This window comes from Kitasatospora sp. NPDC056138 (genome assembly GCF_042264695.1).
Lineage (GTDB): Bacteria > Actinomycetota > Actinomycetes > Streptomycetales > Streptomycetaceae > Kitasatospora.
In genome coordinates, this window is record NZ_JBHJVK010000008.1 from 138,075 (window position 1) to 154,005 (window position 15,931).

General features: G+C 67.8%; 16 protein-coding genes and 2 pseudogenes. 9 read left to right on the plus strand and 9 right to left on the minus strand.

Features of this window, described 5'->3' with window-relative positions; translation table 11 throughout:
* From ACFC1R_RS08485 to ACFC1R_RS08500, 4 genes and pseudogenes are all read right to left on the minus strand, one after another.
* Positions 1–1,812 (minus strand): annotated as a pseudogene (locus tag ACFC1R_RS08485) (hypothetical protein); the annotation flags it as partial.
* Positions 1,813–2,295: 483 nt separating this feature from the next.
* On the minus strand, positions 2,296–3,141 hold the full coding sequence (locus ACFC1R_RS08490) for an HNH endonuclease (protein WP_375934753.1): 846 nt from the start codon (positions 3,139–3,141) through the stop codon (positions 2,296–2,298).
* A 999-nt stretch (positions 3,142–4,140) separates the two neighbouring features.
* Positions 4,141–4,335 (minus strand): hypothetical protein, encoded by a 195-nt coding sequence (locus tag ACFC1R_RS08495; RefSeq protein ID WP_375934756.1) that lies wholly within the window; start codon positions 4,333–4,335, stop codon positions 4,141–4,143.
* A 163-nt stretch (positions 4,336–4,498) separates the two neighbouring features.
* Positions 4,499–4,810: a helix-turn-helix domain-containing protein gene (locus ACFC1R_RS08500; protein ID WP_375934759.1), complete on the minus strand. Its 312-nt coding sequence runs from the start codon at positions 4,808–4,810 to the stop codon at positions 4,499–4,501.
* Positions 4,811–5,458: 648 nt separating this feature from the next.
* Between ACFC1R_RS08500 and ACFC1R_RS08505 the strand changes: the two genes are divergently transcribed.
* Positions 5,459–6,169 (plus strand): DUF4145 domain-containing protein, encoded by a 711-nt coding sequence (locus ACFC1R_RS08505; protein WP_375934762.1) that lies wholly within the window; start codon positions 5,459–5,461, stop codon positions 6,167–6,169.
* Between the two features lie 285 nt (positions 6,170–6,454).
* Here ACFC1R_RS08505 and ACFC1R_RS08510 read toward each other — a convergent pair whose 3' ends face one another.
* From ACFC1R_RS08510 to ACFC1R_RS08520, 3 genes are read right to left on the minus strand one after another with little or no spacing between them, the layout of a single operon-like run.
* Complete coding sequence (locus tag ACFC1R_RS08510) at positions 6,455–6,952, minus strand: hypothetical protein (RefSeq protein WP_375934765.1); 498 nt, start codon at positions 6,950–6,952, stop codon at positions 6,455–6,457.
* Positions 6,952–7,428: a hypothetical protein gene (locus tag ACFC1R_RS08515; protein WP_375934768.1), complete on the minus strand. Its 477-nt coding sequence runs from the start codon at positions 7,426–7,428 to the stop codon at positions 6,952–6,954. The genes ACFC1R_RS08510 and ACFC1R_RS08515 overlap by 1 nt, the downstream gene beginning before the upstream one ends.
* A 12-nt stretch (positions 7,429–7,440) precedes the next feature.
* Positions 7,441–8,646, minus strand: a complete 1,206-nt coding sequence (locus ACFC1R_RS08520; RefSeq protein WP_375934771.1) for a helix-turn-helix domain-containing protein — start codon at positions 8,644–8,646, stop codon at positions 7,441–7,443.
* Positions 8,647–9,207: 561 nt separating this feature from the next.
* Here ACFC1R_RS08520 and ACFC1R_RS08525 point away from each other — a divergent pair.
* The 7 genes and pseudogenes from ACFC1R_RS08525 to ACFC1R_RS08555 all read left to right on the plus strand — a co-directional run.
* Positions 9,208–9,426 carry a hypothetical protein gene (locus ACFC1R_RS08525; RefSeq protein ID WP_375934773.1) on the plus strand — a complete coding sequence of 73 codons (219 nt, stop codon included), beginning with the start codon at positions 9,208–9,210 and terminating at the stop codon, positions 9,424–9,426.
* Between the two features lie 119 nt (positions 9,427–9,545).
* A complete protein-coding gene (gene tgmA / locus ACFC1R_RS08530) occupies positions 9,546–9,857 on the plus strand; it encodes a putative ATP-grasp-modified RiPP (protein ID WP_375934776.1) in 312 nt (103 codons plus the stop codon).
* A complete protein-coding gene (gene tgmB, locus ACFC1R_RS08535) occupies positions 9,854–10,810 on the plus strand; it encodes an ATP-grasp ribosomal peptide maturase (protein WP_375934778.1) in 957 nt (318 codons plus the stop codon). The genes tgmA and tgmB overlap by 4 nt, the downstream gene beginning before the upstream one ends.
* Entirely contained in the window at positions 10,800–11,927 is a 1,128-nt protein-coding gene (gene tgmC / locus ACFC1R_RS08540) for an ATP-grasp peptide maturase system methyltransferase (RefSeq protein WP_375934780.1), read from the plus strand. The genes tgmB and tgmC overlap by 11 nt, the downstream gene beginning before the upstream one ends.
* Positions 11,928–11,967: 40 nt before the next feature.
* The gene (locus ACFC1R_RS08545; RefSeq protein ID WP_375934782.1) at positions 11,968–12,261 is read left to right on the plus strand and encodes a DUF6087 family protein; all 294 of its coding nucleotides are present in this window, start codon (positions 11,968–11,970) and stop codon (positions 12,259–12,261) included.
* Positions 12,262–12,396: 135 nt separating this feature from the next.
* On the plus strand, positions 12,397–13,254 hold the full coding sequence (locus ACFC1R_RS08550; protein WP_375934785.1) for a CPBP family intramembrane glutamic endopeptidase: 858 nt from the start codon (positions 12,397–12,399) through the stop codon (positions 13,252–13,254).
* A gap of 345 nt (positions 13,255–13,599) precedes the next feature.
* Positions 13,600–14,139: pseudogene (locus tag ACFC1R_RS08555) on the plus strand (transposase); the annotation flags it as partial.
* Positions 14,140–14,636: 497 nt separating this feature from the next.
* Here the strand turns inward: ACFC1R_RS08555 and ACFC1R_RS08560 are convergent.
* Together ACFC1R_RS08560 and ACFC1R_RS08565 are read right to left on the minus strand one after the other, a co-directional pair.
* On the minus strand, positions 14,637–15,020 hold the full coding sequence (locus tag ACFC1R_RS08560) for a DUF2511 domain-containing protein (RefSeq protein WP_375934788.1): 384 nt from the start codon (positions 15,018–15,020) through the stop codon (positions 14,637–14,639).
* Positions 15,021–15,136: 116 nt separating this feature from the next.
* Positions 15,137–15,286 (minus strand): hypothetical protein, encoded by a 150-nt coding sequence (locus ACFC1R_RS08565; RefSeq protein ID WP_375934791.1) that lies wholly within the window; start codon positions 15,284–15,286, stop codon positions 15,137–15,139.
* A gap of 262 nt (positions 15,287–15,548) precedes the next feature.
* On the opposite strand from ACFC1R_RS08565, the gene cutA reads away from it, so the two are divergent.
* Complete coding sequence (gene cutA / locus ACFC1R_RS08570; RefSeq protein WP_375934794.1) at positions 15,549–15,872, plus strand: divalent-cation tolerance protein CutA; 324 nt, start codon at positions 15,549–15,551, stop codon at positions 15,870–15,872.
* Positions 15,873–15,931: the final 59 nt, after the last annotated feature.

The window sequence follows — 15,931 nt, forward strand, 5'->3', positions numbered from 1 at the left end:
GTCCCCAGCCTCGGCCAGGGCTTTCGCGCTCTGTGTCAGGGTTCCGATTTGTTCGGCCTTGGCGGAGGGCCGTGTTAGATGTTCTGTCGCAGTCCAAGCATTAGCGCTGGCTTGGTGGTTCGCGCTTCGAACTCGAGCGTACCCGTCGGCGGTGGCCCTTCGCGTGGGTTGCTCGGCCTCGGCTCGGAGCCCGGGAAGTCGGACAAGTGCGTAGCTGTTGCCCATGTCCGCCGCGAGCTGGGCAAGGTGCTCAGCTTCGGCCCATTCGCCTGCTCTGGCGCGGACCACAGCGACTCTACTCAAAGTGGTTCCGTCCTGGGCGAGTCGGGCGAGGCGTTCGGCCTCGGCCCAATTTTTCGTTTCAGCCCGCAACACTGCGATCCAGCGCAGGATGTCGGTATTGCCAGCGCTGGCGGCGCGTCGCGCGAGGCGTTCGGCTTCCGCCCAGTCTTCGGCCCTTGTCAGCACCCTGAACCGGGTGATCCAGGTTGTGGGGTCGGTGTCGCCGGCGGCGATTGCGCGGTTGAGGAGATGGTGGGCCCACTGCAGGCGGTAGCGTGCAGTGGCTTCATCCGACAGGCGGCGCAGAGCCGCTGGGGTGGCGCCCAGGTGGTCATGGGCGGCGTGCCAGAAGGAGTCAGGCGGGCACAGGAGCTGGCGGGTGACGCGGCCGTGTTGTTCGAGGTAGTCGGCGAGGCGGAAGACAGGCCCTGCGGTGGCGGTGGGCGTGTCGGTTGCCGGCGGGGTGCCGGGCGGGCGGCGGGTAGGACGGTCGTTGGCCCGGCGCAGGGCGGCCTGCCTGCCGTGGTGATCGGTGCGGGCGAGTTCGGCGTAAGCGTCTTCGGCCCAGCTGGGGGCCAGTGCGTCGTAGTCGTGGTCGTCGAGGTAGTCGGCGGCGGCGTGGGTGAGGAAAGCCTGAGGGAGGTGGAGGCCGACACCAAGGCGACGGGCGTCCATGGCGGCTTCCAAAAGTGCGCGTGCTGGCGGCGTGGCGTGCTGGTAGCGGCGCAGGAGTTCGGGGGCGCCAGCGAGGTCCTGGGCGAGGCGCCCGTGCTCGCGGGCGCGGCTGAGCGCGTCCGCGAGGAGTTGGTCTCCCTCGCCAGCGAGTTCGGCTGCTGCGGTGAGAGCATCCTGGTCGAAAGTGTCGGGGACGGCGCAGGTGCGGCGGGCGAGGAGTTCACGGACCCGGCTGTGCGGGTCGGGTTCGCCGCGAGCGACTATGGCGGCGTAGTTGTTGGCGTACTGCGGCCACAGGGTACCTAACACGAGTACCGGGCGGCGGTCGTGGTCGTGAAGGAGGGTAGCCAGGGCGGCGGCGATGAGTTCGCCGTACCGGGGGTCGCCGAGGTAGTGCTGGGCCTCGTTGAGCCAGACCACGGTGCGGGGGCCGATTCGGTGGAGGTCCGCGAGAGCGGCTTCGGCGCGGGTGGGGTCGAAGGGGTGCCAGAGCCGCCAGTTCTGTTTACCGAGTACCTGCACGGCTTCCCAGCATGCCCGGGTTTTACCGGTTGAGGATGATCCGACCAGCACCAGCATACGGCTGCGCCCAGCTGCAGCGTCGCGTACGGCGTCGGCGAGGACCTTGTCGTGGGCGCGTGGCACGTAATTGGGCATTGCATGAGGCGCCGTCGTCCCTGTGGTGCCTGCAGGGTGAACTTCGAGGTCATGAGGATCCCACTCCCCGACCGGCCGTCCGAGCTCTCGCTCCTCGTTGATACCGCTGGCTTGGCCTTGGGTCGGAAGAGACTGCGGAACCGTGATGGTGATGTGGCGGCCTTGGATTACGGTGCCGTGGACGGTGGTGTCGGCCATGCGGTTGTCGGTACCAGTCAGGCGTGGCTGTCTCAGGGTGCTGTCAAGTCGTGCGTGCAGTTCGTCCAACGGGTCCTTGCTCGTGTACTGGCTGTCCGTACGTTCCCTCACGCGCCGTCCCATCGCCTTCCGGGCCTGGTACTCGCTGGCGTCCGTCTCCAAGTTCCCCCGCCCGCCGTGAATACCGGTGCAGGGCCTTCGATCCCAGCACCATACCGACTGCGAGGAGTGCGCCTCACCCCGTTCCCTGAAGGAGGAGCGGTGATCGAAAGGAAGGTTCAGCCTCGCCTTGGAAGCGAGTCGTTCAGCTCGATCATTTGTCGTCTTCGCCACCCCGATCTGGCAGGTGCCAGAAAGATCATCTGGGCTAGTCCCAATGCCACTTACTTAGCAGTCCCCGATTGGGTGTTGACCCGACAACACCCATGGACGACGTCACAGTCACTGGCATCGACGCCAGCTGAGGTCAGGTGACCTCACGGGCTACAACATCGCCCCCGACTCCTGCCCCTCGGCGACCTGGCGCTCGTACTCCGCCCGTACCTTCGCCGACACCCGACAACCGTGCTCGACCCGGTCCGGCCGCCACCTCACGAGCAGAGAGTTGTTCTTGCTCCGGTTGCAGTTGATACAGGCAAGGACCAGGTTCGCCACCTCGTGACGCCCGCCCCGTGTGAGTGGCCGGATGTGGTCCACGTCCCCGTCTGCAGCTGGACGATCACAGTAGACGCACTGCCCGCCGGCGCGAATCTCCGAATACTCCGCCTCGGTGACGCGGTCCCGCGCCTCCGTGCCGAGTATCCGGGCGCGACGCGCGTTGTAGTAGGCACGGGACCGGTTAGTCCGGATCTCCGGGGGAACGCTGTGCCACTTGCACGGACCACAACGACGGTCTCGCCCCCAGAACGGGCTGGAACACTCCACGCAGACCCGGTCCGTTGCTTCACAGCCAGGGCAGATCGTGCGGTTGCCCCAGAAGATCCGGCCGCAATCGGGACACTCTCGGTCCTTCGCCCGACAGCCCGAGCACAGCCGGTTTCCGGCACTGCGGAACTCCCGACCGCAGCCCGCGCACTCTCGGTCCTCGTTCTGACACCGGTTGCATCGGCTGCGCTTTCCGGTGAAGGCAACTCCACAGCCCGTGCACATCCGTTCGGAGTTCCGGCAGGTGTCGCAGTAGTTCGTCGCACCGGTGAACGTCTCCCCGCAGCCCCAGCAGTCCCGTTCGATCTTGCGGCACTGCCAGCACTTCAGATCCTTCCCAGTGAAGGAATGGCCGCAGTCGGCACACTGCCGCTCAACTGCCTGACAGGTGCTGCACTTCAGCATGTCGCTAACGATCTCCCGGCCACACTCTTCGCAGTTCCGCTTGATCTTCCGACACGGTTTGCACTTCCTATTGGTGCCCTTGAACTTGTCACCGCAGTTGTCGCACGTGCGCTGCCTACTGGAAGCACACGATCCGCAAACGCGCCCGCGTCCGTGAAACGACTGGGTGCAGTGCTTGCAGGTGCGCCAGTCAGCGCGACACGGCGAGCACTTGAGGTTGGTCCCACGAAACTTGCGCCCGCATGCGCATACGCGATCTTGGACCGCCACGGGTCGGCACCCTTCCCTAGGACCCCACCACGCGAAGGGTGGGCTTTCTGCGGCCGACCGTAGAGGGCATCACTGACAAAGCGACTCTGACGAGTGATCACATGATCTGCGCTGGGCGCAAATGCCAGTGCCCTTGACGTCGCTCAAGAGGGTATCTTCGCAGCTCAGCGTTCATGCGGGGACCGTTAAGTAAGTGGCATTGGGGCTAGTCCCCGTGTCGCTGAGGCCACTGGAGGGGTACGTGTCCCAGCTGTCCCACTGTCCCAGCAGGGTCGCTGATTTGCTGTTTTGGGGCGGGACGGGCCTGGCCAGGGAAGACGGACGGCCAGGACGGGTGGGCTGAGCCGTCACGGGCGGTTCAGTGGCAAACGTCTGACTGGCGGCTCGCGCTACCGAGAATGGCGAAGGCCATGATCGTCTGCGGAACAGCTGACGGCGGGAACTGACGGCAACATTGGTGGATGCGAGGCCACAACGGAGACCGTCAGCGCCCGGGTGGCGGGAGCCGCGCGCAGCTCTGCCGAGCACAGGTGAACGCATGAACGAGCTTACAAAGCAGATGTCGGCGGTTCGAAACCGTCTGCGCCCACAGCGGACGACCTTGAGTCGTCAGCACGAAGGGCCAGTTCAGAGGCGTGATCCTCATGAACTGGCCCTTCGTCGTTGCTCGCCAGTCTGGGTCGGTCAGTCCGGCCGTGCCGCAGGCGTGCCACAAGCCTGCGGCGGGTCTCAGCCCTTGTCGCTGGCAGCCTTGCGCGGGTGGTTGCCGTCTCCGTGGCAGATGTAGCAGGTGCGCCAGCCTTCCTCGTACCACTCCATGGCCGAGTCGATCACCCAGAGGCCGTAGAGCTGTCCGGTGCCGTTGCACTTGTTGCAGGGGGCGGTGCAGTCGCAGGGGATTGAGGATCCACGGTTACCGGTCACGGATCCATCGTCGTGGGTGAACAGGGTCCCGAAACAGGTTGGGCACACGGTTTCTGCCAGGAAGGCGGTGGACGGACTCGACATTGCGCGCCTCTCTCGTGAGGTGAACAGCGGACCGAGGTGTCGTTACGATTTTCGCCAGGTGGGCCGATTCCGCTGGTGGCTACTCGGTCTTGGCCCAGCGAGCGACCGTGGCGCGGGAGATGCCGCTGAGTTCGGCGATCCGGCGGTAGGTCACGCCGGCAGCCACGGCTTCGAGCACGACAGGGCGGAGCTCGCGCTCGACCTGTTCGAGCTGAGTCACCAACGTCCGCCGGCGCTGGCCCGGTCCTACGAGCTGGCGAACCGCCTTCGCTTGGCGATCTTCGGGCATCGCATCCAGGGCTGGTGAAACCGGAGCGATGGTAGACGCAGTGTCCGGTTGCTGACGTCCGCCAACTTCCTTGCTCTTCTGCTTGGTTCGCCGATTGGCCATGCTCATACTGTACCCACTTGTCTCATGCGAGACACCTTGTTTCAGATGAAGTCACTCAGGCTCGCATGTGCCAGCCGGAAGCCGCAGGTAGATGGCCATGCCGAGTCGGACTCAATGGGGGAGAGGGGGAGTTGTTACGAGTTTCGCTACTTAATCAAGGCGCCGCGCGCGGCGCGGCGCGGCACTCGCCCGGCTGCCCGCCGTCGCTCCTGTCTTCGCCCCGCTCCCGGCGGGCGCCCGGCGGTGCCGCGTGTGCGGCAGAGAGAAGTGGGGCGCTGCCCCACACCCCGGCCCTCCTCGGAGGGATCGGGGCCAGGCGCGACGGTGTGGCTCGGGCATGGTGAAGGTGACAGGTCGCGGGACGGCCCCCTCCTCGATCGGGCACCCAAGGGCGTGCCCGGAACCTCCAGGGGCCGCCAAGGCCAGGCGCAAGCGTCACGGACGTGAGCCTTGGCGGCCCCTGGAGAACCCGGGTGCGGCGAAGCTGCCCGATCGAGGAGGGAACCGCCCCGCTCAGCCCGAGAACTGCTGGCGGCCAGCACGCGGCAGGGCATCGCGGCCGGAGTGTGCTTGGACCGGCAGGCACGGCGCCGGCCAATCTGCCGAAAAGCTACGACGTACGGCGGCCAGAGCCCCTATGGTCCTGCCATGACTCTCGACGGATCGGACCGAGTTGGCACGGCAATCTTGGTCTCTTGCAGCTATTGCGAGCAGCCAGTGATAGCCCGAGTGGCCGGGGTGGTGGCAGATCACAACCTTGAGAATGGGCCGCCGTCGCTCCTGCAACTTGTCCGGTGTGACCGCTGTGGGCAAGGTGTGCTGGCCGTCGAGGAAGACTACGGGTTTGGGTGGGATGGCGAACCCGCCGTGGTCTGGCCTAAGAAAGTAAGGTCGACTACCTACCCCATCCCGGAGGCCCTCTGGCGCGAGCAGGACGAAGCGAAACGTTGCTTCTCGGCTAAGGCCTACACAGCTGCTGCTGTGATGGTTCGGCGCACCCTCGAAGGTGTGTGCGTGGAGCAAGGAGTGCGCAGTGGGCGAGATACCCTTGTGACGATGCTCAGGAAGCTCAAGGATCAAGACAAGATTGACGACCGTCTCCTGGAGTGGGCGCAAGAGCTGCGGATGCTGGGAAACGAGGGTGCCCACTACACCGGCAGGGCTGTTGATCCTGAGGATGTAGCCGACGGCCTTGCTCTGGCCGATGCGCTTCTCGATTACCTCTACGTCTACTCCGCCCAGTTCGAGAAGTTTCAGGAGCGCCGCGCGAACCGGAAGAAGGCGTCTGAGAAGACTTCGCCCGATGCCTCCAGGGCGGCGCCAGGCGATTCAGCGGCGCCGCCTTCGCCGGAGGCGTAGCAAGTTATTGATTGAACTCTGGAGGGCGGCGTCCGCGTGCCACAGCCGTGCCAGACCGGGCGGTACGTGACGGTCAGTTGGGGGCATCAGGAAGCCAAGGCCAGGCCCATGCCCAAGCGTGGCAAGGCCCAGGTCAGCACCGATGCCCCACGCCAATCCTTACAAAGCAGATGTCGGCGGTTCGAAACCGTCTGCGCCCACAGCTCTGACCAGCATGAAAGCCCCTGACCAAGATCGGTCAGGGGCTTTTTCATGATCGAATGGGAGAATTTTGGGAGATCAACTTCAGGTGGCCTGAGCGGCTTGGCCCGCCCTCTCCCACCGGGCCTGCAGCGCCGCGAGGCGGTCCTGACGCATCTGCGGCGTGACGTGTTCGTACGTGCCCTCGATGTCGGCCACGGCCCAGCCCATGGTCGAGAACCGCAGCGCCCGGTCGACGCGGTCTTCCTTCACCCAGGTGTCGTGGGTGTGCCGGGCACCGCGCATCGTGAAGCCGGGCAGGATCGGCTCCCATGCCTCGCGTGGAGGATGCAGGGCCGACTCGGTCTTCTCCTGCAACGCGCCGACCAGTCCGACGGGCGACTGCTCGACCTGGACCAGCGCGTTGACCGGCTGGAGCGCGGCCGGTGGCCGCTCCCGGCGATCGCCGCCCTGACCGGCCTCGGCGCCCTGATCATCTCCGCGGTTGCCCTCGTATGCCCCTGAATACGCTGCCCCCGCCCGGCTCCGGCCGGGCGGGGGCAGCTCGTTGTTTCCGTCGGCGAGGCATCTGCCCGACAACATCAATCGCGCGTCGCTCCCTGGGGCCACAGGACCCGGACTGGGACGCCAATTCGCTCAGCGTAGGCCACTACGTCAGCTGTCCCGCCGTAGCCGCGGGCGACTTGGCCGTCCCAAACTGCGACGAGTTCATCGACAAGACCTACGAGGACCTCGCTACCAGCCATGTGCGCACTTCCGTCGGACTCGACCATGCCGGTGTGGTGGACCTCTGCGGCATGAAGCAGGAGATCGTCGTACTCACTGTGGTGCCAAGCAGGCAGGTTCTCGCGGTACTTCTGGGCCGGGATGACGACTTCCAGCCGGGCACCATGCTCAAGGGCGGCAGTTGCGATCCAACTGTCTGGGCCATCAGCAATGCAGGAGACCACGGTCAGATCTTGCATCGCGTAGTCGCGGAGGGTCGATTCGAGGAGTTCGCGGACCTTCTGCTCCACGTCGCCGGTCAGCCCTCGGTGGCCGGTGATCCCGATACGCATCAGTGCCGCTCCCTACAGGTAGACGCTGTGCAAGCGCTCATCGAAGTCCCTAACCACCTTCGGCAGAGTGCGGCTAGTGAGACTGCGCCGTATGGCTCGTGCGGTTTCCACGATCCGTCCCGAACGGTACTCCAGTCCGGCTTCGACGGCCTTGGATGCCAGAGCAAAGGCTGCTTCGATACGGCCAGCTGCTAGGTGGCCGGCGGCAACGTCCAGCACCAGCAGCGCGCGCTGCTTTGCGTGGCCGGTAGCCAGGGCTTCGGTGTCAGAGGTCAGTGCCCACTCGGGTAGGCCCAGCCGGGCGCCACAGGTAACCCGGCAAGCCGCGACCTTCCGCTCATCGAAGGCGAAAACCCATGGCCAGGGCGGTGGTTGCTGCTTTTCCAAACCAGCTGTGACCGCACGACTATGGGTCAGCGCGCGGTCAGCACTCCTTTGATCGCCACCGGCAGCGTGAGCGAGGGCCTCGACTGTGGCGAGCCATGCATCGGCGACCGCGGGCCGCTCGACTCCCAGGCACCTTCGGGCTTGCCTGGCCAGGTTCAAGGCTTGAGCGCCATTGCCGGCGTGGGCCTCGAACTGTGCCAGCGAGCCGGTTTGGTAGGCAACCAACAGTGGATCGCGCGCAGCCCGGGCAGCCTTGATAGCCGAGCCATACCAGGTCCGGGCAGACCCGTAATCTCCCATGTCCCAAGCCAGCCACCCCGCCAGGGACGCCGCCTCGCTACCTACTGCGGCCAGCCGGGAGCGCCGATCAGCGGTTGCCGTGGCGCTCAGCGTCTGGATCAGCCGCAAGTGAGAGTGGACCGGTTCGGCAAGGTCACGTGACGGTGTCGAGCCGTCCAGCCGCCGGTATGCCGTGGTGCTCAGCCGCAGAGCAGCGGCTTGTCCCCCCGCATCGGGAAGAGTCGCAAGAGCCGAGCCAGCCGCAGCTGCTGCCGCTACCCCGAAGAATTGCCGTCGTTCCACGTGTTCTGTTCCATCTCGCGCCGTACTGTCCGCCAAGCCCAAGAGTGCGGGCGGGAGGCCGAGGTGTGCAGCCACCTTGGCGAGTTGACCCATGTCGTAGGAGCCGATGCCACGCTTTTCCAGTCTGGACACCGCTGGCTGCGAGAGCCCGACTGCTTCGCCTAACTGTCGTTGGGTCATCCGCCCGTGTCGGGCCAACTCGATCACTCGGCCGAAGTCGCCTCGCTTGGACGCTTCTCTGATCTCCATCGATCGCCAGTCCAAATCCTCATCCCAACCTGCACGCTAGGCGTTTCGATTGTGTAGGCGGTGCATCCGTATGTGTCTGGCGCATATCGGTATGCGGAGGCCGCATCAGCGATAGTCCCACAGCGTGGTCGAGTTGTTGACTGTCTGTCAGACCAGCGGAGCCGAGGGGAATCGCCGTAATGATGACCGCCGAACCAGGTGTCACGAGGGCCACGATGGATGCGCCAACCAACGCCGAGCCGAGCGCCTCATCGTGCCGGACCTGCGGCACCTGCGACGTGCAGTTGCACTTCGACTCCGTGGCGCCGCCGGAGCGCGTCAGCGACCTGGTGGTGCGCGACCGGGGTCGCTGCATCTCCTGCGTGGTGAACGGCACGGGTGCAGGGGGGAGGACCGCATGAGCACCGTACGGCAATCCGCAGGGCAGCAGCCCGACGTCGCCACCGGCTATGGCGTGCACTGGAATTCGGCGACGCAGACGTGGCAGGTGTACGACACCATCGCGTGCAACTGGGTCCAGGTCGACGGCCGTCGGGCGAGCTGGAGGTCATTCCCCGAAGCGTGGGACGCCTGGCGCGCAGCGGAGCGTCGATCTGCGGCGACAGCGTGATGGCGTCCGAGCCCATCGGCTGCGACCCGCTGGCCGAGTACCGCGAGGTCGCCGAGCGCCGTCGGCAGCGGCGCCCGGACCCGCTGTCCGCGATCCTCGCCTACGTCCTGTCGAGCGGGTGCGTCGCGAGCCTGGCCGCCATCCTGCTCGTGTGCTCCCGCCGGCACTGAACGGCCCAATGATTCCCGTTCCGGCCGGAGCGGGTAGACCGGCGCCGAGATATCACGGCCCCTAGGGCCCCGGCGCCACCAGCAAGGCCATCAGCACCGCCAACAACAAGGAGGTACCGATGTTCGTCCACTCGGACCGGATCCCGACCGGGACGCCGTTGCCCAACGGCGTCACCACGCCCCAGCCGTGGGGCGTGCGGCGCATGGCCCCGTACCCGGCGCAGGCGCCGGCTTACGCCCGCGTCGAGTTGGACCCGGACAGCCAGACCGGCCGCTACTTCGACGCCACCGGCCAGGTCATGGAGATGCCGGGGCACGGCACCAGCACCGGCACCAACCCGGCTACCGGCACCGGCAACCCGTCCGACGGCTCCGGCCCCGGCGGTTCCGGCGGCGGTGACCAGGACTCCGGGAACGACAGCGACCAGTGACACCTCCAGGTCCGGTTCTGGTCGTCACCAACCTGGACGACCCCACGACCGACCTGGTGATTGACGAGCTGCACGACCGGGGTGTCCCGGTCGTGCGGTTCGATTCCGGGGACTTCCCCACCACCCTGTCGTTCGCAGCCACCATCACGCCTCACGGCATCGAGGGCACACTGAGCACACCCACCCGCACCGCCGACCTCGCCGCGGTGCGCTCCCTGTACTACCGGAGGCCGTCCGGTTTCACCTTCCCGCATCTGGACGAGCAGTCCGCCCACTTCGCCATCACCCAGGCCCGGTACGGACTCGGCGGAGTGATGGCATCCCTGCCAGGGTGCCTGTACGTCAACCACCCCCACCGGATCGGCGACGCCGAGTTCAAGCCCTCCGGCCTGGCCGTCGCCGCCGCCTGCGGTTTCCAGCTCCCTCCGACCCTGATCACCTCGGATCCGGAAGCCGCGCGGGCCTTCATCAAGCGCCACGGCCCGGTGATCTACAAGCCGCTGTCCACCCCGCTCTACCGGATCGACGGCGTCTCCTGCACGGTCAAGGTCGCCGACGTCGCCCAAGAGGAGATCGACGACGCGGTGGCCGGCACAGCGCACCTTTTCCAGCAGCGCATCGACAAGGTTGCCGACGTACGTGTGACCGTCATCGGGGACCAGGTGTTCCACGTCCGCATCGACTCCGATCTGCTGGACTGGCGCACCGACTACACGCGGCTCACGTACTCGGTGGTGGTGCCCCCGGTCGGTCTGGAAAAACGACTGCGTTCCTACCTGGGCCGGTTCGGGCTGGTCTTCGGCGCTTTCGACTTCGCGATCGACCGGCAGGGGCAATGGTGGTTCCTGGAGTGCAACCCGTCCGGACAGTGGGCCTGGCTGGAGCCGGAGACCGGGCTGCCGATGACCGCCGCGATGGCGGACCTGCTGGAGAGGAAACACGATGGCCACTGATGCCGAGCTGCGCAGGCGGCTCGCCGACGACCTTACGGCCGGCGGCCACCTCCGCACCGAACCGTGGCGCCGGGCGGTCGAGTCGGTACCCCGGCAGGAGTTCCTGCGCGGCGGCTTCTTCGAGGTGGTGCCGGATTCGGCGCCGACGGCTTGGCGGCCGGTGCTGCCGGACACGGATGGGTGGCTGGAGCGCTGCCACGCGGACGAGTCCTTGGTGACACAGATCGCCGGGGCCATCGTCCCAGGGGACATCCGCGGCGAAATCATGCGTGCCCCCACCTCGTCCAGCACCATGCCGAACCTGGTGGTGCGGATGCACGAGGAACTCCAAGTCGAGGACGGCCAACGGGTGCTCGAAGTCGGCACGGGCACCGGCTACTCCACCGCGCTCCTGTGCCACCGGCTCGGCGACGACCTGGTGACCTCGGTCGAGGTCGACCCGGAGGTGAGCCTGCGGGCGAGGAACGCGCTCGGATCCTGCGGCCACCGGCCGAACCTGGTGGTCGGTGACGGCCTGCTCGGGCACAAGGACGGTGCGCCCTACGACCGGGTGACCGTTACCTGCGGCGTGCTGGCCGTCCCGCAGGAGTGGATCGAGCAGACCCGCCCCGGCGGCATCATCCTCGCCACGTTGTGCGGCTGGCAGTACTCATCCGAGCTGGCCCGACTCACCGTGCACGAAGACGGCACGGCCGCCGGCCGCTTCCTCGGCGGCCAGATCTCGTTCATGCTCGCCCGGCCCCAACTGCCGCCGCCGATCGGGATGCTGCCCGACCTGGACGACGGCGAAGAGCGCCCGGCCGTGTGTGGCCCGGAGGTCCTGGACGACTGGACCACACGGTTCGTCGCCCAACTCGCCGCGCCTCACGCACAGCGGATCACCCTGGCCCGGGCCGGCCGCACCGAAACCGTCCTGATCGACGTGCAGGCGGGCGCCTGGGCTTGCCTGGTCGAGGACCGAGGGCGCTGGACGGTGCGGCAAGGCGGACCAGCACGGATCTGGGACACGGTGGAAGAACGCATCACTCGCTGGCGCTCGGACGATGCCCCGCCGCTCAGCCGGTTCGAGATCACCGTGACCCCCGACCGGCAGACAGTCACCTGGCCGTCGCCCTGAGACGGCCGCTGCGCCCGGCAGCCGAAGAGAGGAACACCGAGTGGACGAGGACGAACCACTGGAGCTGTGGGCAGCCCGAAGGGACGCAGTGCGCCGTCCCCTCGGCGATCTCACAGCACTGATGCTGGACGGTTCCCCGGCGACGCACACCCGACCCACCGAACCGCGCATGGTCATGGAGTGGGACGGCGTCCAGTGGCTCCTCCACGCTGTCGCCGACAACTACGCCGCCGCCCAGCGCATCCTCCACGGAATCAAGGGCGACGGAGTGATGCGGCAGATGATGCCCCAAACGAGTCCGCACAAGGCTGCCGGCCGCCACCGCAAGCCCTGACCGCCCGGCCGCACGCTCCCCAGTACGCCCGCTGCAGCCAGGTAGGCACACCGGCACAGCGGGCCCACAGCCCCGGCGGGCCAAGACTCCTCCGAGACGGCCGGCCGGGGCCTCCCGCCCAGAGAACGGAACCCCGTGACGAGCACCACCACGTCACCATCAACACCCGCACCCACCAGCGCGACCGGCTCGCCCCGCCTGCAGTTGACGGCCCTGCTGGTAGCCGCCACGGCGAGCACGATCGGGAAGTCCCTGGCCGTCTTCGCCGCGATGTGGGGGCTCGACTTCAGCGCCTCCTGGCTGCTGCCTATCTCCATCGCCGCAGTCGGCTGCTGGTCGACCGTGAGCGCGGCCAGACGCGCTGCACCGGACCGCACCCAAGCCGCACTCCGGGCCGGCGGAACCTGCGTAGCCCTGCTGGCAGCGCCCGGGGCCCGCGTCTCCGACGCCATGCTCATCGTGGCCGCAGGCGCCTTCTGCTGGCTCACCGCCGCACTCGTTGGCGACCTGGTGCAGGCCCGCACCGGCCACGGCGTACTCACGGCGCCCTCCGCAGAGAACGCGTGGCTGGACTCGCTGCTCGTCGGCGTGGCGCTCTTCGCGGCCGCCTTCGTCGCCACCCACCTCATGGGGTACGCCGGCGCCCATCTCCCGGCCTGGCTGCCAAGCCCCGCGCACTCGCAGGCCGCGACCGCCGGCGTTCACGGCTACCTCAGTGCCGCCGCCATCATCGGGCACGCCGCGGTCATCGAGGAGCTGCTGATGACCGCGGCGGTCTGCGTGCTCGGGCGGGACATCCTGCCCGCCTGGGTGATCTACACCGTCAGCGTCAGCCTGCGCGTGGCCGCTCACCTGTACCTGGGCTTCGCCGGCATCCCGGTGGCCATCCTCGGCATCACCTCGGTCTACCTGTACCGCAAGTACGGCCGAATCCTGCCACTGATGACCGCTCACTTCGCCTTCGACTTCGGTCAGCTATTCATCAGCTACTGACCTTCCCCCTGACCCTCGGCCGTGCGCTCCCCACAGCGCACGGCCGAGCAGCTATTCGGGCTCCCGTCTCGCCCACCAGTACCCGAGCTGAGCGAGAGAGTTGGCGCCGCTGATCCGCTTCAGCTCGGCGATCTGCTCATGCACCGTACGGCTGCTGACCTCCAGGTCCGTAGCAATACTGGACTGCCCCCGGCCCGACACCAGCAGGCGCAGCACCGGGTCTGCAGCTCAGTCAGGTCCGCCTCGGCGGGGGCCTCGTGGCCGGGCCACGCCGAGGCACGAGTCCAGTCCCGCTCGAACATACCTGCGGTGTAGTGGACGACTCCGGGGTCATGCAGGATCAGTGCCCACGCCGGGCTGGTGGACGCGATCGGCGCGACACTGCCCGGCGCGTCCTGGCAGCGCTGTCGGACGCACTACGCGCGGAATCTGCTCTCGCAGGTCCCGAAGTCCGCCCAGCCCTGGGTCGCCACCCTCCTGCGGACCGTCTTCGAACAGCCTGACGCGGGGGCGGTCCGCCGGCAGATGGCCTCCGTCATCGCCGCGCTCGACGAGCGATTCCCCAAGGCCGCGGAGCACTTGGAGGCCGCTCGCGAGGACCTGCTGGCGTTCGCCGTCTTCCCCCGGACGGTCTGGAAGTCGATCTGGTCGAACAACCCGCAGGAGCGGTTGAACAAGGAGATCCGGCGCCGCACCGACGTCGTCGGAATCTTCCCCGGCCGCAGCTCGATCATCCGCCTGATCGGCGCGGTCCTGGCCGAGCAGAGCGACGAATGGGCCGAGCAGCGGCGCTACATCGGATCCGAGATCCTCGGCCGCTGCCGCCTCCACCCGATCGAGGGAGAAACGCTCGACGAGACCCCCGCAACCGCACTCACCGCCTAGCCTGAAACTGGATTACCGAGTGGCCGTCGATACACCACTCCAGCGGACGTGACCTGTCCAGGCGCGCGGGTGCCGCAACCGCTCGTGCAGAGCGACTGATCGACCAGGCAGCAGTCGTACGATCCGCCGGTCGGACCGTAGTTGCGCAAGATCGCTGCCGGAGTCACGCCGGTGCCGGCACTGCACGTGCGCCATGGTCGCGAAGGGCCGACCATCGAGGTGGGGCCCTTCGGCCCTTCCGAGGGGGCGGCAGTGGACGACCGGCTGATCGGCCCTCAGTCCGGCGAAGTGTGCCAGGCCGCTACCTTCCGTCAGTGGAGGCGCCACGGGAGGCCCGCCCCGGCACGCCCGGGGGACCGGCCAGGCCGGTGTACCGGTGCCTGAGCGGTCCACCCGCGGCCGTGCAGCGGCTCGGAGGTTCGCCCGATGCGCCCGTATGGAACGGCGGCCGGCCGCCCTCTCCCCAGGCGGCAGGTGCGACGGCTCGCAGGCCGTGGTCAGCAGAGCGCCAGCCCGACTTCGACCGTAGGTTTGAGGCTGATGCGCGGGCCCGATCCCGATCCCGGTGCCGGATCGGTCGCCCAGATCGGCTCCGGCGTGGGGTACGACTCCGTGGCACTGCCGTTCAGTGCGTACTCGACCCCGTTGGCCTCGAACGTCACCGCGCTGGTGTGGCACCGGAGCGTGCCCGACGGCACCGTAAACGGCCACGGCGAGACATCGCTCCGTGTCAACGTGCGTTCGTGGGACCACAGGCCGCTGCCGAGGTTGCACCCCCACGCGACCGCGGCAATCACGAACGCAACCGCCCCACCGGTGAAGTAGCGCCCGTACCTCTTCACCGGCTCCGGGCCCACGCCCGGCTGCTCCAAGTCGACCATGCCGCTCCTTCGGATAGCGCGCACAGCCTAGAGCCGAGGTGATCAGCGGGGCCAGGCGTCGGGCTGGCGGGGTTTGCACCGAGCCCGGGGTGTCCCGAGTGCACGGCCGACGTCCGTCACCCGGTCCGCTTGACCCACTGGTGACGGACCACCAGTACGAGCACGAGCAGTACGACCCCCGCCAGCGGTCCCAACAGTGATGCCGCATCGCCGGTGATCAGCGCCCGTATCACCGCACCCAACAGCCCACGTACCAAGCTCTGCATCCGCGCAGGCTACACAGTGTCCGGCCGACACCGGGTGAGGAGGTCACGCCACCGGGACGACGAGCGGTGGGCGGCTCGGCCCCGGGTCGCCGCTGTGCCAGGAGGGCGACGCCGTCCGCGGACCTCTCCCGACGGGGTGCGGATCGAGTGGCGGGGGTCCGGCGGGGACGGCGTGGCAATGATCGGCGGGTCGGCGGGTCAACGTGATCGGCGGGTCGGTGGTGAGGTGTCGGCCGGTGTCGGCCGGTTCTAGGCTGCGGGTATGGCGAACCGTGAGGTGATCGTGGTGACCACCACCCACGACAGTGAGGACAAGGCCCGGGAGCTGGCCGCGAAGGCGGTGCGCGGGCGGCTGGCTGCGTGTGCACAGGTGTACCCGGTCAGGTCGGTGTACTGGTGGGACGGCGAGGTTCAGGACGCGGCGGAGTGGCGGGTGGACTTCAAGACGCGGGCGGATCTCGGGGAACGGCTGGCGGTGTTCATCGGTGAGCAGCACGACTACGAGACGCCGGAGGTCGTCGGCGTCCCTGTGGTCACCGGGAGCAGGGCCTATCTGGACTGGGTGGCGGCCGAGACCGCTGCCTGAGCCGGCCGTCGCCGCCGGCGCCGGTGAGGTCGAGGCCGAGCCGGTCGGCGGGATCCGCA

Bases quoted from the DNA above. Each gene is read 5' to 3' on its own strand.
- ACFC1R_RS08490 (WP_375934753.1), bottom strand. From the start codon at position 3,141: ATGCTGAAGTGCAGCACCTGTCAGGCAGTTGAGCGGCAGTGTGCCGAC.
- ACFC1R_RS08500 (WP_375934759.1), bottom strand. From the start codon at position 4,810: ATGGCCAATCGGCGAACCAAGCAGAAGAGCAAGGAAGTTGGCGGACGT.
- ACFC1R_RS08505 (WP_375934762.1), top strand. From the start codon at position 5,459: ATGACTCTCGACGGATCGGACCGAGTTGGCACGGCAATCTTGGTCTCT.
- ACFC1R_RS08510 (WP_375934765.1), bottom strand. From the start codon at position 6,952: ATGTTGTCGGGCAGATGCCTCGCCGACGGAAACAACGAGCTGCCCCCG.
- ACFC1R_RS08515 (WP_375934768.1), bottom strand. From the start codon at position 7,428: ATGCGTATCGGGATCACCGGCCACCGAGGGCTGACCGGCGACGTGGAG.
- ACFC1R_RS08520 (WP_375934771.1), bottom strand. From the start codon at position 8,646: ATGGAGATCAGAGAAGCGTCCAAGCGAGGCGACTTCGGCCGAGTGATC.
- tgmA (WP_375934776.1), top strand. From the start codon at position 9,546: ATGTTCGTCCACTCGGACCGGATCCCGACCGGGACGCCGTTGCCCAAC.
- tgmC (WP_375934780.1), top strand. From the start codon at position 10,800: ATGGCCACTGATGCCGAGCTGCGCAGGCGGCTCGCCGACGACCTTACG.
- ACFC1R_RS08560 (WP_375934788.1), bottom strand. From the start codon at position 15,020: ATGGTCGACTTGGAGCAGCCGGGCGTGGGCCCGGAGCCGGTGAAGAGG.
- ACFC1R_RS08565 (WP_375934791.1), bottom strand. From the start codon at position 15,286: ATGCAGAGCTTGGTACGTGGGCTGTTGGGTGCGGTGATACGGGCGCTG.
- cutA (WP_375934794.1), top strand. From the start codon at position 15,549: ATGGCGAACCGTGAGGTGATCGTGGTGACCACCACCCACGACAGTGAG.